Genomic DNA, 19,295 nt, shown 5'->3' on the forward strand with positions numbered 1-19,295 from the left:
TCGATCGAATGCAACATGAAGGGTTTGCCCTTCTTCGAGGCGTACGAATGCACGACAAGGCATCTATGCTCAAAAGGGGTCACCTTGGCCTTCCTTTGCCTGACATACTCATCGGACATGACGCCTATGTGTATCTCCTCGCCCAGCTCGAAGGCCTTATCGATGAGCGACCTGTGCCCTCTATGGAGGACATTGAACGTCCCCCCGACACCAACGACCTTCATCACAAGAACAGCAGAGCGACTATCAGAACTATGAAGCTTATGGCATAAAGGAAGAGGAGCTGGCGTTTCTTCCTTTGCATGGTCCCTACGCTCTCGTTCCTGCATTCGGGGGAACAGAACCTGTCCTCGCCGACGAATGCCTTTCCACAACTGCGACAATGTCTATGTTGCGCTATCTTAGGGACCGCCATCAGACGTGTAAACGTCGAGAGATAGTTAATCCTTACTCCACGGCCTCTCAGAGATTTTTCTTGAACCTTCCGGGCGGAACGCTCAAACGGAACCTCAGCCCCCTCTTTGTCCCTTCCACCGAAACATCGAACCCCGATGAGCGGAGTATATCTCTGGAGAACCTTAATGTTCTTATATACGCCCCTCCAGAGTCGGTATCGAACAACCTTTCAAGGTCCCGTTCATCATAAGGAGCACCATCATCCTCGATCACAATGACCAATCGTCCATGGTCTTCATTGGTCCGCACCGCAAGGAACGTGGCCTCTCTATCCTGTCTGAGACATTGCTCCAACAGCCGTTCCAATGCATTCCCGATCTTTGCACTGCCGAAGACCGAGTATCCGTCGATATCTATCGAGACCTTCAACCTGGTAGCCCCAGAACCTTCCAAGGCCGCATCTATGACATCGGCCAAAGGCATCCATTGGTGAGGTTCTGCATCCATGATCTCATATGATTTTGCGATGGCGAGGGCCTTCAGGACCTCCTCCGCGTCTGATATCGCCATCTCGACCTCTTCCCTATCCATGTCGTCCTGGTATCTGAACTGCAACAACTGAAGATGTGCCATGAGGACGGTCATCCTTTTCTCTATCTCGATCCTCATCAGCTCGGTCATCTCCGATAAATATTTGTTAGCATTGATGGCCTGACCCTCGGCCAGGACCTGTTGGGTCACATCATGGAAAATGCATACGAGACCTATCGCCTCTCCTCCATCTCCTTCGATGACATTGGCGGTGAGCTCAGAATAGAACTTAGAACCATCCTTGACCAAGAAACGATATCTGTTAGTCTTGGCCTTTTCACCTTTGATGATCTCTCCAAGGTCCCTGGTCAAAATCTCCTTGTCGGGGCCATCGACAAGGTCTAGCAGACTTTTACCAACAATATTGCCTCCCTGACCGAATCTCATGTCGGCCCCTGGTGATGACAAGGTCACTCGGAAATTACTATCGATGACGAAGATGGGGTCGCGTGCGGTCATAAGGAGTGTTCTGCAGGCCTCCTCAGAAAGAGATGCAGGTCTACGCTCCGTGAGGGCCCCTTCCGCCTCGATGAAGCTCAATAGGAAATGCCTTTCTCCCTGGAACTTTACGTTCTTCAGCGAGGCCTCAAAGTTCTTGCTTCTGCCCGTCCTCAGCCTTGCGGTCCATCTGAATCTTCTTGTCGAACCAGTTTGGATCTCAGCCAGGCCTCGGATAGCCTCTTCGGCGGTCAGCCCACCTTCTTGTCTCTCGCTCCAAAGTTCTATGAAGCTCTTGCCTATCAGTTCACTGCTGTCAAATCCAAGCAGCTCTGCAGCGGTGGTGTTACATTCTTTCACGACACCTTTTATCAACAAGATACCGACGGGCGAGGAGTTGAACATCACATGATAACGTTCCTCACTTTCACGCAGAAGTTCTTCGACCTTCTTCCTTTTCGTAATCTCTTTCCCATTGAATACCAAAAAGCCCTTCCCGATGTCATCTCTTATCTTGCTGAAGGACCCTTCAAAGTAGGCTATCTCTCCATCGCTACGCCTGACCTTGTATTCTAGCAGGTCCGAGGTGCCTTTCCTTCCTGCATCCATCTGTTGTTGGAGCTTTTCATTCTCCTCCGGATGAAACAGGTTTGTGATAGGAGAGCCGATGATGCTCTCAGGGCCATATCCCAATATTTTTTTGACAGATGGCGATATGTATCTGACCGTCCCCTCAGGGTTGATGATTCCGAAAACATCAAGGGAGTTCTCGATCATCGCCCTGAACCTCTCTGCATTGTGCTTCACTGCCTCTATCGCTTCCCTTTTCATCACCATGTGCCTTACCAGGTTCATCAGTTCTGTGAACTGGACCCTAGGATTTCCGCCTTTATTGAGATAGAAGTCCGCGCCATTGTTCAGCGCTTCGATCGCCACTTCTTCCCCCCCTTTACCAGTGAACAATATGAACGGTACATCGATGCCTTTCGACCTAAGCTCTTTCAAAAGGTCCAGCCCGTTCATGGATGGCATCTGATAATCACTAATTATCACATCAAAGTGCTTCTTGTTCAGCAACGGAAGGACATCTTTTGCACTATTGCATATAGTGACATTAAGATCCTCGTTCTCTCCTTCTAAGAACTCTTTGGCAAGCTCAAGGAGGATCGGATCATCATCAACATAAAGCGTCTCTATCAATGCCCCACCCCAAAATAAACCGTTTTCATTCCTTAAAGACAATTTTAATTAAATATAACTTTTTAAAATCCCTGAGGTCGGAATCCCACTGCCCTGAGGTCCAGCTCGTGGTTCATCACCGTTATGCAATGGTCCGCATGGTATGAGAGAGGGCCTATGCTTATCACCTCTTTGGTCCGAAGGTTCAGCTCCCCCTCCTCCTCCGGGGTGAGGTCTTTATGGTCGCTCAGAACGAACGTCACATCTGTAGGGTAGTCCAGTTGCCTGTAGAACTTACCATTCTCTTTCATATAAATTATACTACTATGTCCAGAGATATCGGACAGCACCTCTTTGAAGGACATTTTTGAGACATAGACCCCAGGTGAGCTCCTGGTCTCTTTATCACTGCTTTTGAGAAGGGCATTCCTGACAAGGGCTCCTGTGCTTCTTTCGTCTGGGTTAAGGTATCTTAGTTCCTCTCCTACAAAACGTACCGTCCGGGGTGGGTCCTCAGGTCCTTGCAATATGAGGTAGACCTCAACATCGGTCCTTATGCTGTGTGAAAGAAAGAATGCTGAGTTCACACACCGAAGTAGAACATCAAGCCTTCCGGCACCACCTGCAAGATCATCCAATTTAAAGTCTGGAGTCGTTCTCGCCTTATGGCCAACTATGACGAAACGCCTCAAGACCTTTCACCTAGGCCCTGATTTCCCATCTGTTTCATCAATTGTTTCCTTAGCTTGCGGTTGCCCATGAAACCTTTGACAGCCTTCTTTGAATTGTTGAACTGTTGAAGAAGTTGCCTTACATCCTTCGGGTCGACCCCCGCCCCCCTTGCGATCCTGTTAACCCTGGAGGCCTTGATGATCTTAGGTTCTTCCATCTCCTCTTCGGTCATCGAATCCATGATGATCCTATAATTGTGCAGCCTCTCTTGCGTCTCTTCGATATTTATCTTGTCCTGAACATTTCCCGGGAGCCCTGGAAGCATCGACATGAGCTTTTGCAGAGGTCCCATGTTGGTGAGCATCTCCATCTGTTCATACATCTCACGCAACGTGAACTTACCAGACATTATCTTTTTCGTGGTCTCCAGTGCCTTCTCCTCGCTTATGTTCTCTTTGGCGACCTCGAACAATGATTCAATGTCCCCCATCCCTAGAAGTCTTGAGATGAACCTCGATGGTATGAAGGGGTCCAGATCCTCCAAATGCTCTCCGACACCGATGAAGATTATGGGGGCCTTTGTCCTAGAGACGGCACTTAACGCACCTCCCCCTTTAGCTGTACCGTCGAGCTTAGTGAGGATCACGCTCGTGACACCGACGGCATCATGGAATGCCTGGGCCTGCGGTCCTGCCTGCTGACCTACAGAGGCATCTAGGACCAATATCCTCTCGGTAGGTCTAGCGACCTCCGCCACATCTTTTATCTCCTGGATAAGATCCTTTTCAAGTGAGTGCCTACCGGATGTATCAATTATGATCACGTCAAGATTGCTGAAATGCCTGATACCGGCCTCGACGATCTTGACGGCGCTCTTCTCACCGGGTATCCCAAAGAAACTTATGCCCACCTTTTCGGCTATCTGTTTCAATTGGTCATATGCTGCTGGCCGGTGGACATCCGCGGCTATCACCCCGACCTTCAGGTTCTTTTTATGGAAGTATCGGCCAAGCTTTCCGGTAGTTGTTGTCTTTCCTTGACCATAAAGGCCTACCATCATTATCGTCTGTTTTGTAAGAGGTATCTGCTTCCTTTCTCCAAGTATCTTGACAAGCTCCTCGTATATTATCCTGATGACATGTTCTTTAGGGCTCTTGCCCGCAGGGGGCTTCTCGGAAAGAGCACGACGCTCTACTTCCTTTGTTATCTCCAGTACCAACTTGACGTTCACATCAGCTTGCAACAGGGCACGTTGTATGTCCTTGGTGATCTCCCTGACCAGGGCCTCGTCGACCACGCTCGATCTGGCTATCTTATGGAGGACATCCTTCAATGATTTACCTAGACCTTCTAATACCATCTGACGTGCACCTTGCTATGCACAATCCCCCGCGGATATAAAATGCTTTTAGTGACTGGATTCGATCATCGACAAGGCATCTTGATCTTGAAGTTCATTATTTTCGACAAAAAGGTTTGGGAAGGGCTAGCCTTGTCAGAAGGGATGGGATGCACTCTGAAAACTAGCCCAGACCTTCCCGGAATCTATTATAATTGTCACGATATATATACTTTTTCTCAATATAATTGGCAATTATTTCATCAATAATGGGGAAAAAATAAATGGTTTATTGATAGTGTTTTGTAGCAATATCAATTATAGCCAGATTTCTGCATCATCATGAGGTCCTCGGTCGAGAGCTTCTCTCCCTTCTTGAACTTCTCGAAGATGTCTTCTGCCTCTTTCTGGGCAACAGTGTCGTCCTTCTTCCTACGTGCCTTCTTGGCCTTCTGCCTTAGCCCAGTTATTATCTTATCATAGTCGTGCACCTGACGGATGCTCTCGATATGCTTATGATGCTCTTCATCCGCTAGGTTCTTTGTCTGTAGGAACATCTCTTGGGCCTTGTCAGCCTCTTTTCTCAGGGCGTCGGCCTTCTCATAAAGTTGGATCATTATGTCGTGCTCAGCCTGAGCCCTCTCGGCGAGCTCTGAGACCTTTTTATGCTCTGCCTCCGCCGCTTCTCTCGCCTCACGAAGTTCCTTGATGGCATTCTTGACCTCGGCGGACTGCTCAGATGCTTTCTCTTTTTCTTTGATCTCCAGGCTGAGCGCCTTCATCTTCTCGACTATCTCTTTTTCCTTGTCCTTGGTCAATGCCTGTGATTGGTGGTAGAATTCGAGCTGCTTAAGGTCTTTTTTAAGCTTGGATATCGGGACCTGCTGTGCGCCGTCCTTTGGGGTCTCTTTAGGGGCGGTGGCCTTCTTCAGCTCCGCGACCTTCTCGTCGAGGGCACGGACTATCTTGTTCTTCTCATCGCGCACGGCCTTCGCTGCCCTCACCTGTTCATTGAGCTGGTCACGCAGCTCGCGGTGCTTGGCCGCTTCATCAACCAATTTGCGGACCTCTGCGTTCAGTTCGTCGCGCTTCTGTACCCATTCCTTGGTCTTTTCGTTCAGTTCATCACGCAGTTTTCTATGCTTCTCAGCCTCGTTATTGTTGGCCATTCGCTTCTGGTCGAGGTCCTCTAAAAGTTCGGTCATAAACATTCACACCCAATCAAGGTGGCTCACTTCAAACGAGTTGGACATAAAACATTTTATTTATAATGTTTTCGGCAGGACAGGTACATTTGGAACGGATTGCCAGAACTATTGATCATCGTTCTTGCCATCCTCCTCCAGGTCATCATCGACGTCCATTGGCGCATCCCTTTTTTCTAGCTCGATTTCCTTCCAGCTACCATTGTTCAATCGCATGGACCCGTCCTTCATCTCGAACTTCACTTTCAACCTTCCTTCTTCAAAATAGATCTGGGCCGTCTTTACCATCGATATATAATAACAGACGCGTTTACCTTGCTGGTTCAATCTTTTTTCGGTGCATGAGATAAGACCGAACCTCTCAAGGTCTTTGATCCGTCTATAACAGGCAGCTATTGGGATCCCATGCTGTTTTGAGATGTCCTGGGCGCATCTGGGGGCTCTGACCGTGGCAACTAGTATCTTGACAGCATAAGGGTCGGTCAATAATTGAGAGACCAAAAGCAGGTCCACCGTTCTACCCCCGTCCCTCACGGTGATATTCTGTAATTTAAATAACTCTTCTGGACATTCGTTCAGATCATCGGTACGAGCTCAGGTGCTAATATTCCGTCCTTCTCTTTCAGCTCCACGTGATAATATGGGGTGAAGGGCTTCTGTCCGCATACGAGCAATGCCCCATCTTCACATTCCATCTTAATATGCATCTTTGAATGATATGCCAGATAGGGAAGGGAGGATGACATCCCGGTCGCAAAGGCAACGATCACGTTACCGCTCCTTTTTATCGTGTCAAGGAACGCCGTTGTCTCTGGCATCACATCTCTCCCATAGAGGTCCTCAATGGCGTCGAAACCTAGCAATACGACAAAGGGCTTCTCCGTCTTTGACATCTGGTAACTCAGCCGGTCCCACCTGAGGTCGATCGACGCATTCTCACCTTCCATTATCCTTATGTAATTACGCTCCCCACCTCCCCTTTTTCCATTATCCAACACACATAGGCGCTCCGCAAGGCGATCTGAACCCGACAAGACTTTTGCTTTGGCCTCCATCGCATCATAATCTGGGGGGCTCTGTGGGAACCAAAGCACCCCCCTTTTTCTCGCAATGTGGTCAAGAACAAGGCGCTCTTCGAACCAATCTAAGAAATCCTGTGGTACATGCTTACCTATCTCTATCAGGGTCAGAGCACCTTTTGGAGGCCCTTTGAACACGGAATCAAAAGAATCGTGGCCGAAACTTACCCTATTGGGATCGACCTCCTTGGAAAGGTTCGGACCGATCGTTCTTGGCAGCCTTTCATAGCTCTGGGCATCAAAAACATTGATCCTGCCATCCTTCAGAGTGAAAAGATATTTCCATCTTGTGACCGACGACCCTCTAAGTTTCTCGATCACCAGATACCTGATTCGTCTGCCCTCTCTCTCCCCTATATGTAATGAGACCACGCCATCCCCTAGATAATCCATGTGACTTTTATCAGAGAACTCGACAACATAAACAATGTTGCAGTCGGAATGCTCGACCAGATCCTTCTGCAACGTGGTCATGATCTTCTGGGAGCTTACACCATACAGCTCAGAAAGCGCCTCGATGGAATCAAGAACTATCAGGGACCTGGTAGGAAGATTGTTCTCAACCACGTCGTATGCCAATTCGATCTCTGGCATGACGACCCCCATCTCCAAGACCATCGACCCGTCCTCAGAGAACGGCTCTATCTCTTCGCCATCCGGTCCGATCTCACCGTTCTCTATCTGCCCTTCAAGCCTATGCAGCTCTGTCCTAACGACGGAGGGGGAACGGTCCTGGTCCCGCATGGCGTTCAAAAGGTCGAAAGTTACGTTATTGAAGCTATCCCTGTTTCCGATGTTCTTCTCTCTCTCCCTCGGGGCCGCTCTCCTTAAAAATTTTTTTCCAGCTTTAATGATCTCGTTGGCCCTTGCCTTCTCCCTCAGCCATGGGAATTGTCTAAAAAGAGCCTCATCTGAGACCCTGGTCGAGAGATAGTAATCAATCTGCTCAGAGAACATCTCTTCGATCAACTGAAGAGCAAAGGTGGTCTTACCAGTCCCTGCCTCTCCTTTGATGATGAGCGAATGTCCGCCAGGTGAGCGCAAGAAATCAAGCATCTCCTTCGGCGTCCGCCCAGACGATAACGTGGTCTGCTCCATCGCTGGCAAAAATCAGGATGAACGTATTAAAGGATTTGTGGATAGTTATCAAGAGCTCAGAATCGACCGCGAGGTCTCATAACGCTGTCATATAAAACTTAAGGGTCGATATCGAGGCGCAAGTTATTAAATCGCGGGGGGAGATTGAGGGAACCTTATCACAGGGTGTAAAAAATGCTTCTATGCCCACTGGACTATCGCTACGGGCGAAAGGAGATGAAGAGGATATTCTCAGAGGAGAACCGTCTTCTAACGCAGCTCAAAGTAGAGGCCGCTCTAGCAAGGGCCCATGCCAAGTTGGGAAACATTCCTAAAGAGGCTGCTAGAGAGATCACAAAAAAGGCCGATCTAAAGTATGTCTCCAACGAAAGGGTCAAACAGATCGAGACCGAGACAAAACACGATGTCATGTCGATGGTGAAAGCCCTCTCAGAACAATGCGGTGAAGCCGGCAAGTACGTTCATCTTGGCGCCACATCAAATGATATCATAGATACTGCCAGTGCGGTACAGATAATGGAGGCGTTAGACCTTCTTGATAAAGACCTGGACAATCTTATCAGAACCTTGGCAAAGATCGCAAAGAAGCATAGGATGACCTTGATGGTGGGCAGGACCCATGGGCAGTTCGCCATCCCAACTACTTTTGGTTTCAAGGTCGCTGGCTATTTGTCCGAGGTCATCCGGCACAAAGATCGCCTGGCACAGATCCGACCCCGAGTTTGCGTAGGCAAGATGTCCGGGGCGATAGGCACAGGGGCCGCCTTGGGGCCAAAAGTGCTCGACATTCAGGACATGGTCATGAAAGATCTTGGTATCGGTGTTGAGGAAGCAGCAACCCAGATCGTCTGCCGTGACAGGTATGCAGAGCTTGTCTCGACATTATCGATCATATGCACATCCTGTGAAAGGTATGCGACGGAGATCAGAAACCTGCAACGATCCGAGATCATGGAGGTCGCCGAGGCCTTTGATGTAAAAAAGCAGGTAGGGTCCAGCACAATGGCCCAGAAAAGAAATCCGGTCATTTCAGAGAATATATGCGGTCTGTCAAGGATAGTGAGAGCATTCGTCATACCATCTCTCGAGGACATGGTCTTATGGCATGAGAGGGACCTTACCAACTCGAGCGCTGAGAGGTTCATCCTGCCACATGTCATGGTTCTGACGGACGAGATACTCATCAAGATGGAGCAGGTCTTCTCAGGGCTGGTCGTCTATAAAGAGAACATGCTCAGGAACATCGAATCCGCGAACGGATTGATAATGGCCGAACCGGTCATGATCACATTGGCATCGAAAGGGATCGGCAGGCAGGAGGCGCATGAACTAGTCAGGACCGCGAGCATGAGAGCGGAAGAGACGGGCAGACCGTTCCTTGAGATGCTCCTGAAAGATAAAGAAGTGACTAATTTGATCTCTAAGGAAGAGCTTGAGAGGGTGATGGACCCTAAGAACTACATCGGTGTGGCCCCAGAACTGACAGATAAGGTCGTCGCAAAAGCAAATTCTGTTCTGGCAAATAAGTAGTAAAGACCATTGTGGAAAAGGATATATTCAGGTTTATGATAACGGGGACCTGACGGGCAGCTAGATCAGCTGGAAGATCGCCGCCTTCGCAAGGCGGAGGCCAGGGGTTCAAATCCCCTGCTGTCCACTCATTTTCACTATCGCCTTCCTATTGCTCACAGTTATAGATTATCGACAGATGAAATATTTGTTCATAGACAAAATAGCTAAATTGGCTAAGGATAATAGTTTGCTGCATTTCTATACATGTTAATTAAATAATGTTGATATAATAAATATTATAGGTCATATGAAATCATCAAAAATATGTATATATATTTAATAATAAATATAAAATCTCACGAACAAATTCGACCGTTGATTTTTATATCAAATAATAAAAGATAAATTGGGAAGGGAGAAACCTAATAAATACCCTCAGTCAAACTCCGAATTAACTTTATCAATAGAACGTTCCTTGATACTGACCAGTTATCGGGCATCCCATGCACTTCTTTGACCTGAACGATGGGCATTCCGAACACTTGCCCTTCATCCCACACGGCGGATGATCCAGTCGTTCAAAATTCAGCACGGTTGGAACTATAAAATCTCTCTCTGATGTGATCACGATATTGAAATCAACGTCAGTTACTGATGGATTGGATCTGATATGACCGTTGACGATAGATTCGAGCGTTGTAATGCTCTCACTGAAGAAAAATAGGCAGAGATTGTTCTTTCCCGATATCGTGAAACCATTTGCGAAATAAGGGCAATCGCCGAACATCTCAAGGATCTCATTTGGCCTAGTTGAGGAGATGTCGACCTTCGCAAGATACAGACCCAGCTTAAGAGGATTTATTCCTGTCAGGTTCTCCAGCGCACCTCTTTCTCGCAGTTTTGAAATTCTCATGGCCACCGAGGGTTGCGACAAACCGATCTTCTTCGCGATCCTTTCCTGAGAGACCTCTGGGTCTTTCGCATACATGGATATTATCGTCCTGTCCTTATCATCGAGCATCATATGACCACTGAACCTATTAAATATAATAATATCAATTTATATTGTTATAAAATATAATCATTTATTTGATATATTATAAGTTCGATTGTAAACTTAAGGTGGAAACATGCCGATGTACTGCAATCAATGTCAGCAGACGGCCAAGGGGGTCGCATGTACAAGCCGTGGCGTCTGTGGAAAGAATGAAGATGTTCAGAGCCTTCAAGAGATGCTGATATATGGTCTCAAGGGAATCGCTGCTTATGCTTATCATTGTCGGGTCTTAGGAAGGAGAGACGAAGAGGTTGACGCTTTCATGCATGAGGCCCTCTTCAAGACCCTCACGAATGTTGATTTTTCAGTAGAGGACCATTTCAATATGATCATGAAAGCCGGGATGATGAATTATAAAATAATGGGATTGTTGGACAGGGCGAACTCTGAGCGATTCGGTGAACCCACTCCCACCACGGTCTTTACTGGCATAAGGAAAGGGCCTGGGATCCTGGTAACGGGGCATGACCTGGTGGACCTCGAGGCCCTGCTTGAACAGACAGAAGGCACCGGAGTAAATGTGTACACGCATGGAGAAATGCTCCCTGCACATGGTTACCCAGGGATCAGAAAATATGAGCATCTCATCGGCAACTATGGATCGGCATGGCAGAAACAAAAGACCGAGTTCGCCGAATTTGGAGGTCCGATACTTGCAACGACTAATTGCGTGCTTATACCTCCAGAAAGTTATAAGGATAGGCTCTACACAACGGGGATCACAGCCATCGAAGGAGTAAGACACATCGACAGGAGCGATTACTCAGAGATCATCTCCCACGCCAAAAAGATAGGGGACCTTGCCGAACGTCAAGGGATCAATATCAGCACAGGATTCCATCATAAGGCGGTCCTCGCCCTTGCACCGAAGATCATAGATGCCGTAAAATCTGGAAAAATAAGGCACTTCTTCCTGATCGGAGGTTGCGATGGTGCAACGCCAGGGCGGGATTATTATACCCAGCTAGCGGAAAAGGTCCCGAAGGACTGTGTCATTCTGACCCTTGCTTGCGGGAAATATCGTTTTAATGATAGACAATTCGGAACCATAGCAGGAACAGAGATCCCACGTCTTTTGGACATTGGGCAGTGCAACGATACGTACTCAGCACTTCAAATAGCAATGGCGTTGTCCCAGGCGTTTGGTGTGGAATTGAACAAGCTTCCGCTGAGCATCGTACTGTCCTGGTTCGAGCAGAAGGCGGTCGCGATAGTATATACTTTGTTAGCACTTGGCGTCAGAAATGTTAGGATAGGGCCAACCCTACCAGCATTCGTTTCGCCTAACAATTGGAAGCTTATACAAGAGAGGTTCAATTGGATGCCCATCGGTGACGTCGATTCGGACCTGAAGGCGATGTTAGGCTAGTGAGGATAAAGTTCAAACCTTTTCCTTCATCTCCATTGATCTAAGACCTGAAGGACCTTATCATGTTGCTTTAAGGCAATGGACTTGAACCAATCTACGGTCACCACCGGCTCGTAGGACGAACAATCATATTCCATATGTACGACGACCGTTCCTATCCAAAACCACCCATCTATCAATATACCATCTGCCGAGTATTGAGTATAGAACTTCGAGCCATCGCCCATCTTGAGGTCCTTGTAAAGGGATGGGTCGTCAGAAATGAAAGACCTATTGAAATTATAATGGTATAAGGCCTCAGCCTCTTCTTGAGTGGCACACACACAGATCTCGATGGTCATGAACTTCCAATTGGTCAACGGGTCAGTAAATTCGACAAGGAACTCGGCCAACGCATAACTTCTCAGGCCCAACGATATCATGTCCAACGGTATATCGGTGCTCACGGAGCCCAACTTGTATTCAGTTCCGAGATCGATCGGGGACAGTACCATCCCATCTGCTCTCGGCACGATCACTTTTTTCAACGTAATGACCGTGGCCATTTCGGTCATCGGGCCCTCTCCCTCCTCGTTGAATGCGCTCACTTGAACAGAATATTCTCTCATTTCTTCCAATCCGCTCATGACCATGTTGGTCGTGTTTATGGTAACTACATCTATCAGAATCCCGTCGTCATCATAGATGTACACCTTGTAGCCAATAACATCGGATGACCCAACAGATTCAGGTGGTTGCCAGGAAATCGATATCTCCCCCTCTCCTGGAACCAAGGTAAGACCGGTCGGGGCAGGGGGGACCTTGCCATCATCAGTGCTTCTCCCAGATAATAAGATGAACCCTGCTATCACTGAGATCATCACGACAAATGAGACCATTATCGAAAGACGCTTCCCCCTCATAGGGTCACCCGGCGGACCATCCCTTTATCCGTTCAAGTTGTTTTGACATCAGTTCCTTCACCCACAGGTCCTCGACATCATATTCTTTGAAAAGCCACATGGTAAAAATGGCCAGCCAGTTCCTATATCGGAAAGACATTACCTTGATCCTTATGGAATGCATCAGCTCCATCTCATAGACGACGCTCTCGTCTCCGATGTTCGGCACCTTGGGCATCTCGGACTCAAGCCCCTTTCCGATCTCTCTGAAAGCATCCTTCGACACAGAATCATCACCGTAATCGAACAAGACCACCAAGAGCTGGGCCAACTTATCCATTGAGGGGTCCTCAAGAGCAAAACCTTTCACTTCACGATAGATGTAAGGTCTTTCATCCGTGAGCTTGATCTTTTCAGGGATTATCGGTCTCCACCCCTCACCCAGCTGGTCAGATGTTATGGAGAACCTCCTATCTATTTTGTTATAGGGGTCCTCTACAATATTGTTTACACCGCCTTTCTTGTTCTTCTTCCGCATCGCTCGCACTTCGCTCTAGTAGATCGCGACGGCGATTTAGATACATTACTGTTGGACGTGTGAAGGTATGGAAATAGTAATAAATTTTCACCTCTGGCATCGACATTCTAAGAGAAATGATTATCAATCCAGGCATCGATCGTGACAATTACCATGTGCGGAAGGTTCGTGATAGCCTTCACCGAAGGATTTCATGCCAGGTTCAAGGTACCTGTCGATGAAATAGAGGTCAAGGTGAGGTACAACGTTGCCCCATCTCAATTCGTGCCCATCGTTATCAGCGAAGGCTCCAATAAACTTGAGATGATGCGTTGGGGCCTGATCCCATCTTGGACGAAGGAAGAGGGCACTGGCCTGAAGCTGATCAATGCAAGGTCCGAGACCGTCAACGAAAAGAAGATGTTCAAGAGATTGATGGAAAGGAACAGGTGCATCGTCCCGTCCACAGGGTTCTTCGAATGGATGAGGACGGACTCTGGAAAGTACCCATATTATATCCATAGAAAGGACAATAAGTTCATGGCATATGCGGGCCTCTACGACCGTTGGAAGACGCCCGCAGGTGAGGTGATAAGTTCTTTCACCATATTGACGACAGTGGCCAATGACCTGATGAGGCCCATACATGATCGGATGCCCGTCATACTTTGCAAAGAGGACGAGGACCTTTGGCTCACAAAAGCGGACCTGGATGAATATGACCTGAGGAGGATGTTCGCGCCTTACGGTCAAGAGGACCTGGAGGCCTATCAGGTTGCGAAACTGGTGAGGAATCCGGCCTTGGATATCCCAGAGCTCATAATGCCCGTTGATAAGCAGACAAGAACGGTCCAGATGAGGTTCTGACCATCATTTTTTAGAATCTCTGAAATCCTTGAAACGGCGGAGCGCCCTGGCCTGTCCATTTGCCATCGCCATATAACTGCCTGCCATTATGGCCTCGAATATCTCGCCGTCCGATGCACCATGTTTGCTCGCCTGTCGGAGATGTATGTCAAGACAATATTCCGCTCCCAAGGCCGATCCGGCAGCTATGGCTGCAAGTTCCAATGTCTTGAGGTCCAGATGTCTTGGTTCGAGCATCAGGCTCCTCGAGAAATCAGAATGACCTATGAAGAGATCTTCTTCCTCGGATATCATTCTGGATATGAAAGGTACGATGCCATAGGCCTCTTCGATCCTTCTCAACCTTTCCTCCACTTCTTTGGCCTTTTCTCCGTCTCTCTCTTCCCCCAAGTCCCTCCCTCTTGTCTGATCAGACGAGGAAGAACGCCATTGTTGGCTAATATAATCTTTTGGTGAAGAGGAGGAAAGGATAAGACCGTCCTCCCATTTCCTATCACGATGTTGTTGAGGGTATGGTCGGTCAGCAAGTCATTCGGAAATAAGGAGGTGCTAAAGGATGTCAGCCTCCAGATCAATGAGAGGGACCGCGTGGCTATCATCGGTCCGAACGGTGCAGGAAAATCGACGCTGATCAAGTTATTGCTGGGTGAGATATCTCCAGACACTGGGGAGGTCACGAGAAGGACCAATAGGATATGCTACCTTTCGCAGTTCCCTGATCATGGACCAGATGAGACCATCGGAGAGTGCGTCAGCAGATGCTCTCAGACATCTTCCAGTATATTGAAACGCCTTCGGGAGCTCGAAGCGATCATGGTCACCCATTCGAAGGAGGTTGACATCAACGACGTTGTCAATGAATATGCACAACTCCAAGAAGAGTACCAGAATGCCAACGCTTATGACGATGAGACAAAGGTCAAAGATCTTCTGGCAAAGGTCGGTATCGGTAATTTGAGCATGTCCAAAAAGATCTTGGATCTCAGTGGAGGAGAGAAGACCAAGGTAATGCTCGCAAAGGTGCTGATGCAGGCTGAAGACGCCGATATGCTTATTCTTGATGAGCCGACAAGCCATTTGGATATGGCAACAACAGAGTGGCTGGAGAACTACCTTTTGAAGTTCCAAGGGGCCATCGTGCTGGTGTCGCATGACAGGTATTTCTTGGACAGGACCATCACCCAGGTCCTCGAGATAGAAGATGGAAGGGTCAGACACTTCAGCGGCAATTATTCGGACTATGTTGTAAAAAAGAAGCTGGAGATCGAGAGGCAAAGGATCGCTGCTGAGAAATATCAGGCAGAGAAAGAGAGGTTGGAGAGGATCGCCGAGGAGCAGCATGCTAGGGAATGGTTCAAATCAACGCATAAGACACGACTTAAAATGGTGGAGAGGTTGGAAGAGGTCGAAGCTCCTGAGGAGAGGCCAGAGCTCAAGATCAAGGTAGAATCGTCAGAGAGGTCTGGAAAAAATGTCATAACCACAAAGGGCCTCAATGTTTATCGAGGAGAAAGGCAGGTGCTGTTCGACATCGACCTGGAGCTGGAGGTCAAAGATAAGCTGGGGATATTCGGGCCGAACGGGTCCGGAAAGACGACCTTCCTCAAGGCATTGCTTGGTGAAGTGAGATGGGACGGCGAGCTGTGGATGGCACCTGGTGCTTCTATAGGATATTTTGGACAGGGTCATGACCTGCTTGATCCGGAGAAGACCCCGGAAGAACAGATGATCGAGGTCCTCGGCCGACAGGCCAGAGCAAAGGCCCGAAGCCTCCTGGCAAGGTTCTATCTCAAGGCACATGAGGTGGACCGGCCGATATCGACCCTGTCAGGAGGAGAGAGGGCAAGGGTAGCGCTCGCGATCCTCCTGTCGGAGAAGCGGAATTTTCTCCTGCTTGACGAGCCGACGAACTATCTGGACATCCAGGCTCGTCAGGCGGTCGAGTCAGCATTGAAGGAATATGAGGGCACAATGATCATCGTAACGCATGACAGATATCTCCTGGACAGTATTTGCACGATGGTCGGTGAGATGGACAGGGGCAGGCTCAATCTGTTCCGAGGGACCTATTCCGAATACAAGGGCCGGAGACAGGATATTAAAGAAGTGATAGAGGAGGCGGGGGTTTACAAGGTTATATCAGGATTCACCGATTGGACAACCAGGACGAGATACCGCGAAGGAGATAAGATCGCAATAGCCCAAAGCGAGATAGAAAGGTTCCGATGGGCCTTTGAGGCGAAAAAACTAAAAAAGATGAGCGGCTCGGAGCTGAAAAAGGTCAGAAAATGATATCGCTGGATTTTTCAAAAACAATCTGGAAGACAGCTCTCCTCATAACCCTTCCGTGATACCTTTTTTCAAGGACCTTCTCTCTGCTCTCATCGGCCCTTAACATGGAAAAAAGTTCTTCTATCTCACCATCCTCGAAGTAATGATATCTGATACCATCACCTCGGATGAAAGTACGGTCTTCCACCACCTCGCCCTTTCCATACCTCATGTCACGGACCGAGAATGCCTGGACATACAGCATACCTCCAGGAGATAAAACCCTGGCCACTTCGCGAGCTGCCTTGGCCCTATTTACTTCAGTTAGATGCTCCAGGATATGGAAGCAGACGACGCTGTTAAAAGACCCGTCTTTGAAGGGCAGGTCTGTTACATCACCCTCGACGAAATAGACCGCCCCATCTCTGACAATGGGCTTACATCTCATCAAAGCGTTCCTGGAGATGTCCAGACAGACGGGGGATACTCCGCTCGATATCAAGGCAGACATCGTTTTCCCGTTACCGCATCCGAGCTCCAGGACCCGTGGCCCCTTGATCCTGAAAGGCAGGTCAGTTGACCCCCTCCATATCGTTCCCTTGCTCAGGTATTGATCTTCCCAGACGTCCTTGTCCGAGGCCACAGATATCCTCTGAGAGCGTTCATCTGATAATAATATTTCACAAGATCATCAGATATCCTTCACCTGATGCATTGAAATCCTACTTCTGAGATATGATGCCTCACGAAGGGCAACAATGGAAGAGAATGTGATCGTTGTTCGGGACTTGGTCAAAAGATATGGAGATCTCTGCGCCGTCGATGGCATCAACTTTCATGTGAAAAAGGGGGAGGTATTCTCGATCCTTGGGCCCAATGGGGCAGGGAAGACGACCACGGTTGAGATGATGGAATGCTTAAGGAAGCCCACATCAGGCTCGATCGAGGTTCTTGGATTTGATGTGCTTAGACAGGCAGATGAGATAAAGAAGAGAGTGGGCATCCTGCCTCAGGACTTCAATTCGTATGACCTTCTTACCGTAAGAGAGAACATCGAATATTTTGGTGCGCTATATGAAAAGAGCATCCCGACAGAAGAACTTCTGGACGCTGTCGATCTGAACGACAAGAAGGATGAGTATTTCAAGAACCTTTCCGGCGGCCTAAAGCAGAGAGTAGGCGTTGCCATCGCTATGGTCAATGACCCTGAGATAATATTCTTGGACGAGCCTACGACAGGTCTCGACCCCAAAGCGAGACGGGAGGTCTGGGATGTAATAAGGGATCTGAAGAAGAAGGGGAAGACCGTCATTCTCACAACGCACTACATGGAAGAAGCTGAGGTCCTCTCGGACCGACTTGCGATAATGAACTCCGGCAAGTTCATCGCCTATGATACTCCAAGGGCCATAATCCGAGAGTTCGGGCATGGAACGATGTGCCTGATAAAGAGCTGCAACGACAAGGTCTTCAGCATATTGAAGGCAAATGGTCATAGGTGCGAGCTAAAAGATGGGGATGTCCAGTGCTGGCTGGAGGAAAGGTCTGACCTAGGGGAAGTGATCAAGGCCTTAGATGCCGAGGGGGTCTATTATGATGAGATCCTTGTGAAAAGGTCTAGCCTGGAGGACGTTTTCCTGAGATTGACGGGAAGAAGTCTGGAGGAGATGGTAGAATGATCAAGAGGATAATCATCGACATAAAGGCGACCATGAGGATGTTCATCAGGAACAAGGGGGCGGTCTTTTGGACTTTTGCATTCCCTGTTCTTCTTATACTCATCTTCGGGGCGATATTCAGTGGAGCGGGCGATGCGACATATACCCTCTATGTGCAGGACCTTGATGATGGCATCGTCTCAGATCAATTCATAGAAGCGCTCGAATCAACCGGGGTCCTAAAGATAAAAATGATCGATATCAATGTGAACGCGACCTCCTACATCAATGATAACTCGGTCACTAGCTTCCTCATCATTCCAGAGGATTTCTCAGAACGAGTGACGGCCTCTGACCAGTCAGCATATGTTGAGCTCAGGCAGGACCAGACGGCACAATCATCCAACATCGTCCGGAGCATAGTAGGGGCGGTGGTCAATGATTTCAACCTTAAGCTATCCAATGGAAGGGAATTCATCGTCGTTGAGGATGCTGCCATAGTGCAGGAAGATCTGAACTTCATCGATTACTTCCTGCCTGGAATAATCGGCCTGACGGTCATGACGAACTGTGTGTTCTACATGCAGGGGGTACAGAGCAGATATTATTCGACAGGCATCTTCCGGAAACTTTCAACGACGCCCTTCACAAGGTTGGAATGGTTGGTCTCCAGGGCCATTTGGCAGATGGTGTTGATGTTCATGTCGGTGGGCTTGATCATAGTGGTCGGCATGGTATTCTTTGATGTCAGATTGACGATCACGGTCGAAGCGGTGCTCATGATAATCACAGGATCGATGCTCTTCACTGGCCTTGGAATGATGATCTCGAGGTTCTCGAAGGATGAGGAGTCGGCGAATGCAGCGGCTAGCGCTATAACGTTTCCGATGATGTTCCTATCAGGTTCCTTCTTTGCCTTGGAATCGATGCCTGGCTATCTGCAGATCATCGCCAAGGTGATACCGTTGACATATCTCAACAACGGCCTTAGGGACACGATGATCTATGGCAATGCCGAGTCTGCGTTGTTCAACCTGGCCATATTGACGGTCATTGCCGTGGTCTTCATGGGGATAGGTTCTTACATATCGAGGTGGACAGAAGACTGACGGGACCATAATAAGGCAGGCCATGACAAGATCGGATCTTTTTATCATGGTCCCCAT

General features: G+C 48.4%; 18 protein-coding genes and 1 tRNA gene. 7 read left to right on the forward strand and 12 right to left on the reverse strand.

The genetic code is table 11. The annotated features are described in order from the left end of the window. Nucleotides 1-223: 223 nt before the first annotated feature. The 7 genes from HPY73_00480 to HPY73_00510 all read right to left on the reverse strand — a co-directional run bounded on the left by HPY73_00480 (nucleotide 224) and on the right by HPY73_00510 (nucleotide 7,997). Nucleotides 224-415 carry a DUF2116 family Zn-ribbon domain-containing protein gene (locus tag HPY73_00480; protein QLH74073.1) on the reverse strand — a complete coding sequence of 64 codons (192 nt, stop codon included), beginning with the start codon at nucleotides 413-415 and terminating at the stop codon, nucleotides 224-226. Nucleotides 416-462: 47 nt separating this feature from the next. Next, nucleotides 463-2,625 (reverse strand): PAS domain S-box protein, encoded by a 2,163-nt coding sequence (locus HPY73_00485; GenBank protein QLH74074.1) that lies wholly within the window; start codon nucleotides 2,623-2,625, stop codon nucleotides 463-465. Nucleotides 2,626-2,687: 62 nt separating this feature from the next. Continuing rightward, nucleotides 2,688-3,296: a tRNA (pseudouridine(54)-N(1))-methyltransferase TrmY gene (trmY, locus tag HPY73_00490; GenBank protein ID QLH74075.1), complete on the reverse strand. Its 609-nt coding sequence runs from the start codon at nucleotides 3,294-3,296 to the stop codon at nucleotides 2,688-2,690. After that, nucleotides 3,293-4,636, reverse strand: a complete 1,344-nt coding sequence (ffh, locus tag HPY73_00495; protein ID QLH74076.1) for a signal recognition particle protein — start codon at nucleotides 4,634-4,636, stop codon at nucleotides 3,293-3,295. Before ffh ends, trmY begins: the two co-directional genes overlap by 4 nt. 293 nt (nucleotides 4,637-4,929) lie before the next feature. Continuing rightward, on the reverse strand, nucleotides 4,930-5,820 hold the full coding sequence (locus tag HPY73_00500; protein ID QLH74077.1) for a phosphoserine phosphatase: 891 nt from the start codon (nucleotides 5,818-5,820) through the stop codon (nucleotides 4,930-4,932). Between the two features lie 108 nt (nucleotides 5,821-5,928). Further along, nucleotides 5,929-6,333, reverse strand: a complete 405-nt coding sequence (locus HPY73_00505; protein QLH74078.1) for a winged helix-turn-helix transcriptional regulator — start codon at nucleotides 6,331-6,333, stop codon at nucleotides 5,929-5,931. Nucleotides 6,334-6,395: 62 nt separating this feature from the next. After that, nucleotides 6,396-7,997 (reverse strand): hypothetical protein, encoded by a 1,602-nt coding sequence (locus tag HPY73_00510; protein ID QLH74079.1) that lies wholly within the window; start codon nucleotides 7,995-7,997, stop codon nucleotides 6,396-6,398. A gap of 174 nt (nucleotides 7,998-8,171) precedes the next feature. On the opposite strand from HPY73_00510, the gene HPY73_00515 reads away from it, so the two are divergent. Beyond that, the gene (locus HPY73_00515; protein ID QLH74080.1) at nucleotides 8,172-9,527 is read left to right on the forward strand and encodes an adenylosuccinate lyase; all 1,356 of its coding nucleotides are present in this window, start codon (nucleotides 8,172-8,174) and stop codon (nucleotides 9,525-9,527) included. 54 nt (nucleotides 9,528-9,581) lie between these two features. Next, nucleotides 9,582-9,654, forward strand: a tRNA-Ala gene (locus HPY73_00520). Nucleotides 9,655-9,969: 315 nt separating this feature from the next. Here HPY73_00520 and HPY73_00525 read toward each other — a convergent pair. Beyond that, complete coding sequence (locus HPY73_00525; protein QLH74081.1) at nucleotides 9,970-10,533, reverse strand: Lrp/AsnC family transcriptional regulator; 564 nt, start codon at nucleotides 10,531-10,533, stop codon at nucleotides 9,970-9,972. A 112-nt stretch (nucleotides 10,534-10,645) separates the two neighbouring features. Between HPY73_00525 and hcp the strand changes: the two genes are divergently transcribed. Beyond that, a complete protein-coding gene (hcp, locus tag HPY73_00530; GenBank protein QLH75586.1) occupies nucleotides 10,646-11,935 on the forward strand; it encodes a hydroxylamine reductase in 1,290 nt (429 codons plus the stop codon). Nucleotides 11,936-11,961: 26 nt separating this feature from the next. Here hcp and HPY73_00535 read toward each other — a convergent pair whose 3' ends face one another. Further along, nucleotides 11,962-12,837, reverse strand: coding sequence for a fibronectin type III domain-containing protein (locus HPY73_00535; protein ID QLH74082.1), 876 nt, complete (start codon nucleotides 12,835-12,837; stop codon nucleotides 11,962-11,964). Nucleotides 12,838-12,841: 4 nt separating this feature from the next. Next, complete coding sequence (locus tag HPY73_00540; GenBank protein ID QLH74083.1) at nucleotides 12,842-13,354, reverse strand: hypothetical protein; 513 nt, start codon at nucleotides 13,352-13,354, stop codon at nucleotides 12,842-12,844. Nucleotides 13,355-13,507: 153 nt separating this feature from the next. Here HPY73_00540 and HPY73_00545 point away from each other — a divergent pair, with 153 nt between their 5' ends. Continuing rightward, nucleotides 13,508-14,200 carry an SOS response-associated peptidase gene (locus HPY73_00545; GenBank protein QLH74084.1) on the forward strand — a complete coding sequence of 231 codons (693 nt, stop codon included), beginning with the start codon at nucleotides 13,508-13,510 and terminating at the stop codon, nucleotides 14,198-14,200. Between the two features lie 3 nt (nucleotides 14,201-14,203). Here HPY73_00545 and HPY73_00550 read toward each other — a convergent pair whose 3' ends face one another. Then, nucleotides 14,204-14,590: a carboxymuconolactone decarboxylase family protein gene (locus HPY73_00550; GenBank protein ID QLH74085.1), complete on the reverse strand. Its 387-nt coding sequence runs from the start codon at nucleotides 14,588-14,590 to the stop codon at nucleotides 14,204-14,206. Nucleotides 14,591-14,698: 108 nt separating this feature from the next. Between HPY73_00550 and HPY73_00555 the strand changes: the two genes are divergently transcribed. Then, nucleotides 14,699-16,492, forward strand: a complete 1,794-nt coding sequence (locus HPY73_00555; GenBank protein QLH74086.1) for an ABC-F family ATP-binding cassette domain-containing protein — start codon at nucleotides 14,699-14,701, stop codon at nucleotides 16,490-16,492. Here HPY73_00555 and HPY73_00560 read toward each other — a convergent pair. After that, a complete protein-coding gene (locus HPY73_00560; protein QLH74087.1) occupies nucleotides 16,482-17,114 on the reverse strand; it encodes a class I SAM-dependent methyltransferase in 633 nt (210 codons plus the stop codon). The genes HPY73_00555 and HPY73_00560 overlap by 11 nt on opposite strands. Before the next feature lie 115 nt (nucleotides 17,115-17,229). Between HPY73_00560 and HPY73_00565 the strand changes: the two genes are divergently transcribed. Together HPY73_00565 and HPY73_00570 are read left to right on the forward strand one after the other, a co-directional pair. Then, entirely contained in the window at nucleotides 17,230-18,150 is a 921-nt protein-coding gene (locus HPY73_00565) for an ABC transporter ATP-binding protein (protein QLH74088.1), read from the forward strand. Next, entirely contained in the window at nucleotides 18,147-19,238 is a 1,092-nt protein-coding gene (locus tag HPY73_00570; protein QLH74089.1) for an ABC transporter permease, read from the forward strand. Before HPY73_00565 ends, HPY73_00570 begins: the two co-directional genes overlap by 4 nt. Nucleotides 19,239-19,295: the final 57 nt, after the last annotated feature.

The sequence above is a fragment of the Methanomassiliicoccales archaeon genome (assembly GCA_013415865.1).
GTDB lineage: Archaea > Thermoplasmatota > Thermoplasmata > Methanomassiliicoccales > UBA472 > MVRC01.

Coding starts and splice junctions, on each gene's coding strand:
- HPY73_00565 (QLH74088.1), top strand. CDS start 17,230: ATGGAAGAGAATGTGATCGTTGTTCGGGACTTGGTCAAAAGATATGGA.
- HPY73_00545 (QLH74084.1), top strand. CDS start 13,508: ATGTGCGGAAGGTTCGTGATAGCCTTCACCGAAGGATTTCATGCCAGG.
- HPY73_00570 (QLH74089.1), top strand. CDS start 18,147: ATGATCAAGAGGATAATCATCGACATAAAGGCGACCATGAGGATGTTC.
- HPY73_00480 (QLH74073.1), bottom strand. CDS start 415: ATGGCGGTCCCTAAGATAGCGCAACATAGACATTGTCGCAGTTGTGGA.
- HPY73_00555 (QLH74086.1), top strand. CDS start 14,699: ATGTTGTTGAGGGTATGGTCGGTCAGCAAGTCATTCGGAAATAAGGAG.
- HPY73_00510 (QLH74079.1), bottom strand. CDS start 7,997: ATGGAGCAGACCACGTTATCGTCTGGGCGGACGCCGAAGGAGATGCTT.
- HPY73_00500 (QLH74077.1), bottom strand. CDS start 5,820: ATGACCGAACTTTTAGAGGACCTCGACCAGAAGCGAATGGCCAACAAT.
- HPY73_00535 (QLH74082.1), bottom strand. CDS start 12,837: ATGAGGGGGAAGCGTCTTTCGATAATGGTCTCATTTGTCGTGATGATC.
- hcp (QLH75586.1), top strand. CDS start 10,646: ATGTACTGCAATCAATGTCAGCAGACGGCCAAGGGGGTCGCATGTACA.
- HPY73_00515 (QLH74080.1), top strand. CDS start 8,172: ATGCTTCTATGCCCACTGGACTATCGCTACGGGCGAAAGGAGATGAAG.
- HPY73_00540 (QLH74083.1), bottom strand. CDS start 13,354: ATGCGGAAGAAGAACAAGAAAGGCGGTGTAAACAATATTGTAGAGGAC.
- HPY73_00525 (QLH74081.1), bottom strand. CDS start 10,533: ATGATGCTCGATGATAAGGACAGGACGATAATATCCATGTATGCGAAA.
- ffh (QLH74076.1), bottom strand. CDS start 4,636: ATGGTATTAGAAGGTCTAGGTAAATCATTGAAGGATGTCCTCCATAAG.